Source organism: Lysinibacillus sp. GW823-FHT02G10, assembly GCF_058797135.1.
In genome coordinates this window covers 105,630-119,249 of record NZ_JBXAJI010000001.1, presented here as the reverse complement: position 1 = coordinate 119,249, position 13,620 = coordinate 105,630, and the positions used below count along the sequence as shown (strand labels likewise).

The window sequence follows — 13,620 nt, the reverse complement described above, 5'->3', positions numbered from 1 at the left end:
GTTATTGTCCCTCCTTTTTCTTGCTCAGCTTTTGTAAGCCTACTCGAATAATATAGCCTGATGCAACGAAGAAGATAATCAATGCAATAATAATGGATACGATTTCTTCTGGAATACCCGCAGCATTTGGCATATTTAATGCACCATATTTTAAAGAACCAAAAAGGGATGCCCCAAACACTACTCCAAGTGGTGTATTGGCTCCAAGAAGCGCAACGGCGATACCGTCAAACCCAATTCCCGTAAAGCCAGGTTTAATGGATGCGTTTTGGAATGTCCCTAAAGCTTCCATCGCACCACCAAGACCTGCAAACATACCAGAAATTGTCATAGCTAAAATGATATTTTTATTGACACTCATACCTGCATAGTCAGCAGCATTTTTGTTAAAACCTACTGCTTTTAGCTCGTAGCCACGTGTTGTTTTTTCTAAAATGAACCACATCACAACTACCATTAAAAGTGCAACAATGATCCCATAGTGAAGACTTGAATTGTCTGTAAGCTCTCTTAAAAACGGAGAACGTAAAGAAGCTGACTCATGGATACGTTCTGTTTTAAAGCTGCCATCGGACAATTTTTTAATCACTGCATTTGCAATATAAAGTGCAGTGTAGTTCAGCATAATTGTCGCAATAACTTCGTGAACTTTAAATTTCGCTTTTAAGAAACCTGCAATAAAGGCCCAAAATGCACCTGCAGCTGCTGCTGCAAGCAATGCTAATGGTAAGTGAATGATTTTAGGAAGTTCAAACGCATAACCTACCCAAGCAGCGGCTAGCCAACCTAAAATTAGCTGACCTTCAACACCGATATTGAAGAGCCCTGTACGGAATGCAAATGCTACCGCAAGACCTGCTAAAATATATGGTGTAATTTGACGAATTGTGTTCCCGATTGAATATGAATCTCCAAAAATACCTGTCCAAAGAGCGATATAACCTTGCACTGGGTCATAGCCACTGACTACCATAACGATAGCCCCTACAATTAAACCGATAATGATAGAGATGATAGGAACGAGGATATTAATGACACGATTTGACATTAGTCGTTCCCCTCCTTCGCATCACGCTTTATATTTTTTTTACTTTGTCCTGCCATTAGTAAGCCTAGCTCTTGTTCAGTCGTTTCTTTCGGATTTAACTCATCAACAATTTGTCCATCATAGATAACAGCAATTCGATCCGAAACATTCATCACCTCATCTAATTCAAATGAGATTAACAAAACGGCTTTCCCTTTATCACGTTGCTCAATTAGACGAGAATGAATGAATTCAATAGCTCCTACGTCAAGTCCACGTGTTGGTAGAGCAGCAATTAGTAGATCAGGGTTACGGTCAATTTCACGACCAATAATTGCTTTTTGTTGGTTACCACCAGATAATGCACGAGCTGGTGTCATCTCTCCATTACCAGTACGCACATCATACTCTTTAATGATTTGGCGAGCTTTCTCTGACACCTTTTTATAGTCCATCACAAAGCCCTTCGCTATTGGAGATTGGTAATATGTTTGCAATGCAATATTATGACCAATTGGGAAATCTAAAACTAATCCATGCTTATGACGGTCTTGTGGAATATGTCCTACGCCTTCCTCTGTAATTTTACGAGGCTTCATGTTAGTAATATCTTTACCATTCAGCTTGACTTTACCACTTTTAATTTTGCGTAGACCTGTAATGGCTTCTATTAACTCGGATTGACCATTACCATCAATACCAGCAATACCTACGATTTCACCTTTACGAACATTTAAATTAAGACCTTTAACTTTATCAATATTTCGATAGTCTGTAACAACCAAGTTCTCAATCGCAAGCACTTCGTCAGTCGGTGTCGCATCCGTTTTTTCCGTTTTGAATTCAACCTGACGGCCAACCATCATTTCAGCAAGCTGATCAGGATTTGTGGCAGCGGTTACAACTGTGCCAATCCCTTCTCCCTTACGGATAATCGTCACACGGTCTGAAACTTCCATAATTTCTTTTAGCTTATGCGTAATTAAAATAATGGATTTACCCTCTGCGATAAGACGGCGCATTATTTGAATTAATTCGGTAATTTCTTGCGGTGTTAATGATGCAGTTGGTTCATCAAAAATTAAAATTTCGGCACCACGATACAATGTTTTTAATATTTCTACACGCTGTTGCATACCAACCGTGATATCCTCGATTTTGGCGTTCGGATCAACATCTAATCCATACTTTTCAGAAAGTGCTTGTACTTTCTTAGCCGCATCTTTTATATTCACAATTCCCATTTTAGTAGGCTCAGTGCCTAAAATGATATTTTCTGTTACCGTAAAGTTTTCTACCAACATAAAATGTTGATGCACCATGCCAATCCCTAAATCATTGGCAATATTCGGGTTTGTAATTTTTACAGCCTTCCCACGTACACGAATTTCGCCACCCTCTGGTTGATACAAACCAAAAAGGACGTTCATCAAAGTCGATTTACCTGCACCATTTTCACCTAGCAATGCATGAATCTCGCCTTGTTTCAGTTGGAGGGTGATATTATTATTCGCCACGAAATTACCGAATTCTTTACGGATTCCTAGCATTTCAATCACATAATCCAAATTTGTCACTCCCTTAATAGGCACTATTATTAAGTATTTTCATCTTAGCGTATAGTATCTGCTGCTACATGATGGATGGTACAGATAAGCCATACGTCCAGTAATAAATTTTCTACTAGAGGCTATATTTTATTACCGATTTAATATCCCACCTATAGAGGTAGATGTTTTGCTAAATTAATACAGGAAAGGTCATCGTTAGAAACCTTTCTTCTATTAACTTGTTACCATCATTATTCAAATCATAATTACTACCTCTATAAGGTTTCTATAAATCTAGTTAAATAGAGTATTGCGAATAATCTAAATATAACGATAGATTGAAAAATCATCATAAGGTCCTTCTAAGAGTCCCTTATGATGATCAAAAGATGAATTATTTTTCCACTTTTTCTGGAACTTTGATTTCACCCTTAGCAATTTTTTCTTTATATTCGTCGATTACTTTTTGTACATCTTCTGGAATCGCACCGCGAGAATCCGCAAGTTTAACGCCGTCTTCAGCTAAACCGTAAACAAGTGTTTCTCCACCTGGGAAATCACCATTTTTCGCTCTATTTGAAATATCTACTACTGCTGTATTAACACCTTTTAACATAGAAGTTAATGTAACGTTTGTTTTATCGTCTACTTTACCTTCTTCGTATTGGTCAGCATCTACACCGATAACCCATACATCAGCATTTGGATCTTTCGCTTTACGCTCTTTTGCTTCAGAGAATACACCGTTACCAGTTGCACCAGCAGCGTGGAAGATTACATCTACACCTGAAGAATACATGCTGTTCGCTGTAATTTTACCAAGATCTGCTTTATCAAACGCACCAGTATATTTTACTTGAATATCGATATCTGGGTTTACTGCTTTAGCCCCTTCAACGAAACCAGCGTGGAAGCGGTTAATAACTGGAATATCAACGCCACCTACGAAGCCGATTTTACCTGTTTTAGATGTTTTCGCTGCAGCAACACCTGCTAAGAAAGCACCTTCTTGCTCTTTGAACAGTACGTTTACTACGTTGTCTGCTTCTACTTCAGCATCGATTAATGCAAAGTGGTTATCTGGATTTTCAGAAGCAACTGCATCAATTGCATCAGCCATCATGAATCCGATACCAAATACTAAGTTAAAGTCACGACGAACTAAGTTGTTTAAGTTTGTTTCATAGTCAGCATCTGAAGCTGATTGTAGGTAGTCAAAACCACCATCACCTTTTGATAAATCATGCTCTTTACCGTAAGCTTGTACACCTTCCCATGCAGATTGGTTGAATGATTTGTCATCAACGCCACCTACGTCAGTAACCATCGCTACTGAGAAAGCTTCTTCTGTGCTTTCGCCACCTGAAGCATTGTCATTTTCTTTCGCTGGCTTTTCGTCGTCTTTCGTACCACAAGCACCTAAAATAGCACTTGCCGCTAATACTGATGTTAATACTAAACCAAATTTACGTTTTTTCATTTAATTAACCCCCCAAAGGTATTGTAATTAGCAGGAAAAAATTTAGAAATGTTCTACACCCGTTTACGAACTACATGGAAGCTGAATTTATCAGCTCGGAAATAATTTTTTGAATAGAGCACTACTTGATCATGATCATCATAATGCAATTGCTTTAACACTAAAAGAGCTGTCTCACGTCCACAATTTAAAATCGGTGAGGCTTGTTCATGATACCCAACTGGATCAATATAGGTTACAGCATAGGCTACATGAATTTTGCCAGATTGCTCAAGTGCAGAGAACAGTGAAACTTCTTTTTTTTCGACAAAGTCAGTAGGCAGGAAGCTTGCAGGTAGCCTGTCTATGCAGTATACTACTGGCTCACCATCCGCTGTTCTGACACGTTCAATCGTGAGTATTTTATCGTCGCCATCACTTTGGAAGCGTTTTAAATCTTCCTCAGAAGGCACATGCTCAGTCGCTTTTAAAAATCGCGAACCTGGCTCCATACCTGCTGCCTCGATCATAGAAGAAATACTAGATAAATGCTCGATGCCTGATGTAAACAACGGCTTCGGGTTGACAAAAGTCCCAACCCCATGTCGGCGCACAATCACATTTTCCTCTTCCAACAGTCGAAGTGCTTCTCTAAGTGTTGCTCGACTGACTCCTAGTGATTTCGATAATTCAAATTCTGAAGGCAGCTTTTCATTTTCTTTAAAAACGCCAGCCTCGATGTCAGATTTTAAACGATCGATTACTTGAAGATAGAGATGACGATGATCTGCTTTAATAGTCACATATATCACCACCAAAATCAGAGATCAGACATCTGATGTACAACATTCCTACTAATCGTTCATAAATATAACATTTTTGCAGAATGAAATAAACAGTTTTGAGTAAAATCTGTTATAGAATTCATTCTTTCTTTATTTTATCTGCAAATTTTTGGACAAAAATACAAATGCTCTCACCATTTTCGTCTTCATTTTTTGCTTAGTTATCGTATTGGTGAACAAGTACTTGACGAGGTTTACTACCCTCTGGAGGCCCAACAATACCGCGTTGCTCCATCTGATCAACAATACGTGCAGCTCTTGAATAACCGATACGGAAGCGACGTTGAAGCATAGAGACAGATGCTGTTTGCATATTGACAACTAATTGGACTGCTTCATCATACAAATCATCTGTTTCCTCTAAAATGGTCTCTTCTTCAGTAGGAATCATCTCCTCCTGATACTGAGCTTTTTGCTGTTCTATAACAAAATGAACGACTGCCTCCACTTCTTGATCTGATAAAAAGGCACCCTGCACCCTTTTTGGTTTAGAAGCTCCAGCAGGTAAAAATAACATATCGCCTCGTCCTAATAATCGTTCAGCTCCACCCATGTCTAAAATTGTTCTTGAGTCAATCGCGGAAGAAACTGCAAAAGCAATTCTTGATGGAATATTTGCTTTAATGACACCTGTTAAAACATCTACACTTGGTCGTTGTGTGGCAATAATCAAATGAATGCCAGCTGCCCTTGCCATTTGCGCTAAACGTGTAATCGAATCCTCTACATCACTTGATGCGACCATCATCAAATCCGCTAACTCATCTACAATAACCACAATATAAGGTAGCTTTGGATGCTTTTCCTCTGTTTGATCATTAACCTTTTGGACATGTGCATTATAGCCCTCAATATTTCTTGTACCTGTATGAGAAAACAAATCATAGCGACGTTCCATTTCAGATACCACTTTTTTCAGTGCCTGCGAAGCTTTACGGGCATCCGTTACGACAGGCGCTAATAAATGTGGAATCCCATTATAAACGTTTAATTCAACCATTTTTGGATCTATCATCATGAGCTTCACTTCATGCGGTTTTGTACGCATTAGTATGGATACAACAATGCCATTTATGCAAACACTTTTCCCACTACCTGTAGAACCAGCTACAAGTAAATGTGGCATTTTATTGAGCTCTGCTAATACAGCTTGTCCTGTAATATCTCGACCAAATGCTACTTGTAATAATGCTTCAGGCTTAGCACCATCTTTCGATTCTAATACCTCACGAAGTGTTACAATGGCTACCTCACTATTAGGTACTTCTATACCAATCGCAGATTTCCCAGGAATTGGCGCTTCCATACGAATATCTTTAGCTGCCAATGCTAATGCAAGATCATCTTGTAAATTGACAATTTTGCTTACTTTCACACCGATATCTGGTAAAATTTCGTATTTCGTAACAGCAGGACCTAAATGCACCTGTGTCACCTTTGCCTTTACGCCAAAACTTTGTAATGTCTGCTCAAGCTTTTTGGCATTTGCCTGAATCACTGAATATTCACCACTTTGATCATGTTGTGGAGGTAATTGTAATAAATTATATGATGGGAGCTGATAATCTGCATTTTCTACTGCATCTGTGCCCTGAATCTGGACATCATCCGATGCTTCTTCAAGTTCATTTTCCACCATGTGAGTTGTATCAATCACTTCTCTTTCCTGTGAAACATTCTGTGTAAAAGCAGAAATAATTGGTTCATGTGGTATTTCTTCTTCTTGTTCAGGCATATCTATAGATTGATTAACAGCTGCTACTTCATCCCCACTCTCTACTCTTGAACGACGATTATTTGGTTTTCTCGGTGTATTTTTTTTCTTATCACGATGCTTTTTTTTCCATTTACCAAATATATCTGGCGTTTTTTCTGCTAAATAAGGCACTAATGCTTTACCAGTGACAAGAATTAAACCAATAAAGAAAATAACCCAAGCAACAACTTTTGCCCCCGAGGCTTCAAACAGCACATGAAGTCCACTAAATAGTAGGGCACCAATCATGCCACCCCCTAAAGCATTACTACGATGAATGATACCATCTGTATTAATCAAAATTCGCCATGATTCACGTAGCACAGAATCAGATAGTAGACCACCTGATTTGGATAGTTGTTCAAATAATATGCCATGACTAAAAATCGTTAAGCTCATAACAATGAGGAACATGCCAAGTATTAATCGATCCTTTATCCCAACTTTTTTACGACCAATCATCATTAACAATGCAACAAATATAAGCATAAATGGAACAGCAAAATGTAAATTACCAAAAAGGAACATGGCGATTGTTTGTAGAATCCGCCCGATCATGCCGTATTCAAAAATCATAATGACTGCTAATGCAATTAAGAGCAACCCTAATATTTCGTACATAAGCGGATGCATTTCTTTTTTTTCTGTTGTCGCTTTACTTTTAGTAACTTTTTTTCTCTTACTAACTGCCATCAAATTCACCTTCTTCTGCAATCCATTCTATATATGTAGCGAATCATCACATGTAGAACTTGAATATTTCAAAAAAAGGATTTTCCACCGCAATTGGGAGAAAATCCTTTATCATTTATTTTTTCCTCAAAGCATATACGATGAGCTTGTTCAATTAATATTCCATAATAATAGGAATAATCATTGGGCGACGTTTTGTTTTTTGGAATAAATACGTATTCAGTGTATCTCTAATTTCTTGTTTTATATTCGTCCATTCAAAGGTTTCTTTCCCAACGTACTTTTCAATCACATTTCTCGCAATGTCAGAAGCCTCAATCATTAATTCCTCTGATTCTCGTACATAGACAAAGCCTCGTGATAAAATTTCTGGCCCAGAGGCAATTTTCTTTTGTGCTCGATTTAATGTTACCACCACAATGAAAATACCATCCTGCGATAATAATTTACGGTCACGAAGGACAATATTACCTACATCGCCTACACCAATACCGTCAATTAAGACATTACCAGCTTGTACACGACCACTCATGCGCATTTTATTATTTTTATATTCTACGATATCCCCTTTATCAGCGATAAAAATTTGGGATTTTTGCATACCTAGCTGTTGTGCTAATTTAGAATGCGCAATTAGCATACGGTATTCTCCTTGTACGGGAATAAAGTACTTTGGTTGCATCAAGTTTAGCATCAGCTTTAAATCTTCTTGGCTACCATGTCCTGAAACATGGACATTTTTGCTAGAAGTCAAAATTTCAGCGCCTGCTTTTGACATAGAGTTCATTGTATTCGCCATTTGAACTTCCATGCCAGGAGAAGGTGTAAAGGTGATTAGTACCGTGTCACCTTGTTTAATTTTAATATCACGATGGTGCTTACGGACAATTTTTTCTAAAGCATCGAGAGGTTCTCCTCTGTTGCCTGTTGCAATAATGATAATTTCATCATCTTGATATTTTTGCATTTCCGAGATCGGAATAATTGTATCTTCCTCGACTGTTAAATAACCAAGCTGTACGCCTAAATCAACTGCCTTTTCCAAAGGTTTGCCCACAATTACAACCTTACGGAATGATTTCTGTGCTTGAGCAAATACTTGTTGAATTCGAATAAAATTCGATGCGTAAACAGCTACTAAAATACGACCTGGTGCTGAGTGGAATGTTTTTGATAATTGTTCTTCAATGACAATCTCTGATGTCGTATATCCTGGTCGCTCAGCTTCGCAAGACTCAGATAGTAAAATGAAAACGCCGTCTTCTCCTAGCTGTGCCATTTTTGCTAAATCAGGTTTAAATTTACCTGTCGCTGACTGATCGAATTTAAACTCTCCTGTATGAACAATCGCGCCTTCAGATGTATGGAACACTACCCCTAACGAATCGGGAATACTATGTGTTGTGTGGAAGAATGTTACATACGTTGAGTTAAAATTCATACGACTACGGTTTGTTACTTCAAAAAACTTCACTTGATGTGGTGCAGGTAATTCTTTTAAATGTTCCTTTGCTAATGCAATAGTTAATTTCGATCCGTACACAGGTGCCTTTATTTTTTGTAATACATAGGCAATAGAGCCAATTGCATCTTCATGACCATGTGTTAAGAAAATACCTTTCACACGTTCTTTATTTTCTTCTAAGTAAGTAATGTCAGGAATCACGATATCTATACCTAGCATTTCATCTTCTGGGAACATTAAGCCGCTATCCACCACAAATAGCTCTTCATCAATTTCTACTACGTACATGGCTTTCCCAATTTCGCCTACACCACCAAGAGGGATGATGCGGATTAATTCATTTTTCTTTTTTGTCAATTTATTTCCTCCTAAAAAATATCCCGAACAGCAACCACTTAACATTTATTATACGGTTTGCAAAGCTTTTGCACAAATTAAAAATACATGTTTCACGTTGGAAATAGATTTTCCTGCTATTTGCTTATTACTAGCAGATGGAAAATAAATATTGGCTATCCTGTATAAATAGAGCTAAATAAGTATTTGTAAGGACGAGGAGTTACAAATTTTGTACATACTTTTTATTTATAAAATATAAAAAACGAGGCTGAAATGCTATCAGCCTCGCTCCTATTTATCTAAAACTTTTCGCTTTTTCTTGATACGTATCCCAAATTCGGTCAAAATTAGCTTTCTCTTCATCTGTCATTTCCATCATCGGCAAACGAACATTGAGTGTATCAAATCCTAATTTTGTCATCGCATATTTAATCGGTGAAGGATTGGGCTGAGCGAACAGCGCACGTACTAAAGGTAATAAGGCTCGGTGAATTTGGGCTGCTAGCTTATGATTTCCTTCTTCAAACGCTTTAATCATTAATTGCATATCATTGCCTACCACATGGGCAGCTACAGAAATAACACCTGCTCCGCCAATGGCCATTAGGGGGAGTGTTAAACCATCGTCCCCACTATACACTAAGAAATCATCAGCTGGATCAACATTCTCAATAACATCACCCATCTGATCTAAGTTACCGCTCGCTTCCTTAATCCAAGCAATATTAGGAATCTTGCTTAATGCAACAGAAGTTTCATAGGCAACATTGACCCCAGTACGCCCTGGAACATTATAAAGCATAACAGGGAGACTCGTTTGTTTAGCAATGGTTTCAAAGTGAGCATAAATCCCACGTTGATTTGGCTTATTATAGTAAGGAGCTACAAGCATAATGCCGTCTGCTCCATTTTCTTCTGCCTTATGTGTCATCGCGATAGAGTAAGCTGTTTCATTATCCCCAGTACCTGCAATAACTGGTACGCGACCTGCTACTTTCTCTACGGTAAAGCGTACAACTTCAATTTTCTCTTCTGTAGACATAGTTGGGTTTTCAGAAGTCGTACCACAAGCAACAATACAATCAGTACCATTGTCTATTAAATGATTAATAATACGTTCTAGTTCTGGATAATTAATCGTGCCATCATTTTTGAACGGCGTAATCATTGCCGTTCCAATTCGACCTAAATTCATCCTTACACCCCTCTTATAGTAAGTTATCCTCAAGCATTGCTTCTGCAATTTGGATAGAGTTTAATGCGGCGCCTTTTAATAAATTGTCAGAAACGATCCATAGATGGAACCCTTTGCTGTTGTCTAAATCTTGACGGATACGTCCTACAAAAGTAGCGTCTTCCCCTTCTGCATAAATAGGCATTGGGTAAGTTTGTGTTGCAATATCATCTTGTAATACCACACCTGGTGCGTTGCGTAATACTTCGAAAATCTCTTGGATTGACGCGTCTTTCTCTACCTCAATATAAACAGATTCAGAGTGACCTGAAACGACCGGCACACGAACACAAGTAGCAGCTACTTTTAGCTCTGGTGCATGCATGATTTTTTTCGTCTCATTAATCATTTTCATTTCTTCGTATGTAAATCCATTATCTGTGAATTTATCGATTTGTGGAATGACATTACGAGCAATTGGGTAATGACGTTTATCACTACCAGACGGTAAAATATTTGCTTCTACATCTTTACCTGCATCCCAGTTTTCGCTTTGTGCCTTTAATTCTTGGATCGCAGAAATCCCTGCACCTGATACTGCCTGATAAGTTGAAACAATTACTTTTGTTAAACCAAATGCATGACGAATTGGTTCAAGCGCAGCTACCATTTGAATTGTCGAGCAGTTTGGATTCGCAATAATTCCCTTATGCTTCGCTAAGTCGCCTCTATTCACTTCAGGCACGACAAGCGGTACCTCTGGATCCATACGAAAATGGCTCGTATTATCAATAACTACTGCACCCCGCTTAGCTGCTTCTGGTGCAAGCACAGCTGATACTGAACCACCAGCTGAGAATAAAGCGACATTGACGCCTTCGAAAGCCTCAGGTGTCGCTTCTTCAATTGTATATGTTTCCCCATCAAATTCGATTGATTTTCCTGCTGAACGAGCAGAAGCTAGAAATTTAATATGTCCAATCGGAAATTTACGTTTAATCAACTGCTCCATCATTTTCGATCCTACTGCACCTGTTGCCCCAACAACCGCAACTGTTAACTGCTTTGTCATCTGTCATCTCTCCTTGAATACATGTTCCATAATGTGTGCTATTGTATCACAAAAATACTGAAAATTGTGTGTAATCTCTTATTTATTTGAAATATTGTATCAACAGCGGTTGTAATTGCTTTTTCTGCGTAATTGCTGCATGAACAGTATCCACCATTTGCTCAAAATCAGCAATTAAAGAATTTGGTTTGGAGTGAGGGGCATCCTGACCAAAGGGAATAAAATATATATTTTTGGCATTTAACAGCTTCATAATATTTATGCCATTTAAGCCTAGTGCATCGTTTGTGGAAATACCTAAAACTACAGGCGAACCATTACGCAAAGTTGCCTTTGCTGCCATTAACACAGGACTATCTGTTGCCGCATTAGCAAATTTACTTATGCTATTGCCTGTCATGGGGGCTATGACCATTGCATCTAATGGATTGGATGGGCCAAATGGCTCCGCCTCTTTTATAGAAGAAATAACTTTTTCTCCTGTCAAAGCTTCTATTTTGGCAATCCACTCTTCACCTGTACCAAAGCGTGTTGCTGCATGTAAAACGGAATGGGTAATGATTGGAATAACTGTTGCTCCGACATCAATAAAATTTTGGATTTTAGGTACTACATCTTCATACGTACAATGAGAAGCAGTAATACCTAAGCCAATTCGTTTCCCCGTTAACAATTTTCTTCCTCCTCTATTGCCTTGCACAATATTGTAGCTGCATCATGTGCAAAGTATTTCCCAGGCAATGATGGCAATAGTACATACGTTTGTAATTGATCAGAATCTATATCTAAACATCCTGGCTCTGAAGCCAAGTCATATAAAACAGTTGGAACATGCTCTATAAAAGACTCTGTAATCCATTTAGCAGGAATTGTATTAATAAAAATGCCATCTGTAATAGACCATTGGCGATCATCTAAATTCGTGGCTTTATAACCATAAGCTTTTGCTTCACTCACTTGTACAACTGAACGTGCAACAATATGAACATTTGCACCCATCTTAACTAGTAAAGAGGCTAGCATTTTTGCGATGCGACCAAAACCTGCGATTGTGAAATTTTGTCCGTAAATACATTTTTGCTCGAGTCCGTAAAACGTGGCGATAAATCCCTCCGCTGTTAATCGAGCATTTTGCCAAATAAATGATTCTTGTTGTAAATAGCAAATAGATTCATTTTTCTCTAGTAATTGCTTCCAATGCATTGTTAATCGACCTGTATAAAATTTCACTTGTGATATACCATAGAGCTGCTCAACTTCTATTTTTAATGGAAGAATAGGTAATACTATTTTATTAGGCTGGAATTCTAAAACAAGTTTATTTAACTCTTCGTTCCATACAGTTGTTCTTTTATAAAATACTGTTCTCGATGGACTTCTTAGCATTGTAGCTAGTTCCTTTAATCGGGAGTCCTCACCGATAACAAGCCATTTTTCGTTTTCCAAAAGCTCACCTCACTGTAAATATTCTGACTGTACTGTAGATGTCTTATTAAATAAAATACGATCTTCACCAATTAAAATAATTTCGTGCCAAGGTATCATTTCACTAACTTTCATTTTCTTTTTTTGGAATGGTAGTTTATCTTTCACAATTTCAAAACCATGTATTTTCCCTGTTTGCACATCTAATAGGCATTCTGTATGTGCCAGGATGCCAAAATGTACGCCACCCTCAATTTGAATTAACTCCTTATCCACCATCTCAGATAGTAGCATGCCTCATCTCCCTCCTTGAGCCGTTACCTCAATATATGCGGACTTTTTGCAAATCGTGACCCCTACCTAAAGTACGAATATGTTGCATTTTTATCGCTTTCTGTATATAGTGTATATATACAGTTATAAGAGGTGATGATTTGTGCATATCCATTTAAGTAATGCGAGTGAAAAACCTATTTATGAGCAAATCACCATACAGCTCAAAGAGGCTATTTTAGCTAATAAATTACAGGCTGGTGATGCACTACCGTCTATCCGCGCTTTAGCAAAGGATTTAAAAATAAGTGTGATGACCACTAAACGTGCCTATGCTGATTTAGAGCGAGATGGTTTCATTGAAACAGTCGCTGGTAAAGGGAGCTTTGTCACAGAACGAAATCAAGACTTTCTACGTGAGGAGCTATTACGGCAAGTAGAGGGGCATTTGCAAAAGGCAGCAAAAATAGCGAAAACCGCTGGACTTTCTGGTGAAGAATTACAAGAACTACTATCTTTAATGTTAGAGGAGGATAAGTAAT

Annotated in this window: 12 protein-coding genes; 1 reads left to right on the top strand and 11 read right to left on the bottom strand. The window is 38.1% G+C overall.

Translation table 11 applies throughout. The features are described 5' to 3' along the window. Window position 1: 1 nt before the first annotated feature. The 11 genes from AC1RFD_RS00575 to AC1RFD_RS00525 form a co-directional block, all read right to left on the bottom strand. The gene (locus tag AC1RFD_RS00575; RefSeq protein ID WP_004224945.1) at window positions 2-1,048 is read right to left on the bottom strand and encodes an ABC transporter permease; all 1,047 of its coding nucleotides are present in this window, start codon (window positions 1,046-1,048) and stop codon (window positions 2-4) included. Beyond that, a complete protein-coding gene (locus tag AC1RFD_RS00570; RefSeq protein WP_054550535.1) occupies window positions 1,048-2,595 on the bottom strand; it encodes an ABC transporter ATP-binding protein in 1,548 nt (515 codons plus the stop codon). Before AC1RFD_RS00570 ends, AC1RFD_RS00575 begins: the two co-directional genes overlap by 1 nt. A 376-nt stretch (window positions 2,596-2,971) precedes the next feature. After that, window positions 2,972-4,057 (bottom strand): BMP family lipoprotein, encoded by a 1,086-nt coding sequence (locus AC1RFD_RS00565; RefSeq protein WP_048391537.1) that lies wholly within the window; start codon window positions 4,055-4,057, stop codon window positions 2,972-2,974. A gap of 53 nt (window positions 4,058-4,110) precedes the next feature. Further along, window positions 4,111-4,839, bottom strand: coding sequence for a GntR family transcriptional regulator (locus tag AC1RFD_RS00560; protein WP_048391539.1), 729 nt, complete (start codon window positions 4,837-4,839; stop codon window positions 4,111-4,113). Window positions 4,840-5,038: 199 nt separating this feature from the next. Then, window positions 5,039-7,330, bottom strand: a complete 2,292-nt coding sequence (locus tag AC1RFD_RS00555; RefSeq protein ID WP_115673178.1) for an FtsK/SpoIIIE family DNA translocase — start codon at window positions 7,328-7,330, stop codon at window positions 5,039-5,041. A gap of 154 nt (window positions 7,331-7,484) precedes the next feature. Next, on the bottom strand, window positions 7,485-9,152 hold the full coding sequence (locus tag AC1RFD_RS00550) for a ribonuclease J (RefSeq protein ID WP_048391543.1): 1,668 nt from the start codon (window positions 9,150-9,152) through the stop codon (window positions 7,485-7,487). A gap of 277 nt (window positions 9,153-9,429) precedes the next feature. Further along, on the bottom strand, window positions 9,430-10,329 hold the full coding sequence (gene dapA / locus AC1RFD_RS00545) for a 4-hydroxy-tetrahydrodipicolinate synthase (RefSeq protein ID WP_048391545.1): 900 nt from the start codon (window positions 10,327-10,329) through the stop codon (window positions 9,430-9,432). Between the two features lie 13 nt (window positions 10,330-10,342). Continuing rightward, complete coding sequence (locus AC1RFD_RS00540) at window positions 10,343-11,380, bottom strand: aspartate-semialdehyde dehydrogenase (RefSeq protein ID WP_131521871.1); 1,038 nt, start codon at window positions 11,378-11,380, stop codon at window positions 10,343-10,345. An 82-nt stretch (window positions 11,381-11,462) separates the two neighbouring features. Beyond that, window positions 11,463-12,053 (bottom strand): dipicolinate synthase subunit B, encoded by a 591-nt coding sequence (locus AC1RFD_RS00535; RefSeq protein ID WP_004224962.1) that lies wholly within the window; start codon window positions 12,051-12,053, stop codon window positions 11,463-11,465. Next, entirely contained in the window at window positions 12,047-12,826 is a 780-nt protein-coding gene (locus AC1RFD_RS00530; protein WP_004224963.1) for an NAD(P)-dependent oxidoreductase, read from the bottom strand. Before AC1RFD_RS00530 ends, AC1RFD_RS00535 begins: the two co-directional genes overlap by 7 nt. A gap of 9 nt (window positions 12,827-12,835) precedes the next feature. Next, window positions 12,836-13,099 carry a YlmC/YmxH family sporulation protein gene (locus AC1RFD_RS00525; RefSeq protein ID WP_004224966.1) on the bottom strand — a complete coding sequence of 88 codons (264 nt, stop codon included), beginning with the start codon at window positions 13,097-13,099 and terminating at the stop codon, window positions 12,836-12,838. 142 nt (window positions 13,100-13,241) lie between these two features. On the opposite strand from AC1RFD_RS00525, the gene AC1RFD_RS00520 reads away from it, so the two are divergent. Next, window positions 13,242-13,619 carry a GntR family transcriptional regulator gene (locus tag AC1RFD_RS00520; protein ID WP_048391548.1) on the top strand — a complete coding sequence of 126 codons (378 nt, stop codon included), beginning with the start codon at window positions 13,242-13,244 and terminating at the stop codon, window positions 13,617-13,619. The last annotated feature ends 1 nt before the right edge of the window (window position 13,620 follow it).

Bases quoted from the DNA above. Each gene is read 5' to 3' on its own strand.
- AC1RFD_RS00575 (WP_004224945.1), bottom strand. From the start codon at position 1,048: ATGTCAAATCGTGTCATTAATATCCTCGTTCCTATCATCTCTATCATT.
- AC1RFD_RS00565 (WP_048391537.1), bottom strand. From the start codon at position 4,057: ATGAAAAAACGTAAATTTGGTTTAGTATTAACATCAGTATTAGCGGCA.
- AC1RFD_RS00555 (WP_115673178.1), bottom strand. From the start codon at position 7,330: ATGGCAGTTAGTAAGAGAAAAAAAGTTACTAAAAGTAAAGCGACAACA.
- dapA (WP_048391545.1), bottom strand. From the start codon at position 10,329: ATGAATTTAGGTCGAATTGGAACGGCAATGATTACGCCGTTCAAAAAT.
- AC1RFD_RS00540 (WP_131521871.1), bottom strand. From the start codon at position 11,380: ATGACAAAGCAGTTAACAGTTGCGGTTGTTGGGGCAACAGGTGCAGTA.
- AC1RFD_RS00525 (WP_004224966.1), bottom strand. From the start codon at position 13,099: ATGCTACTATCTGAGATGGTGGATAAGGAGTTAATTCAAATTGAGGGT.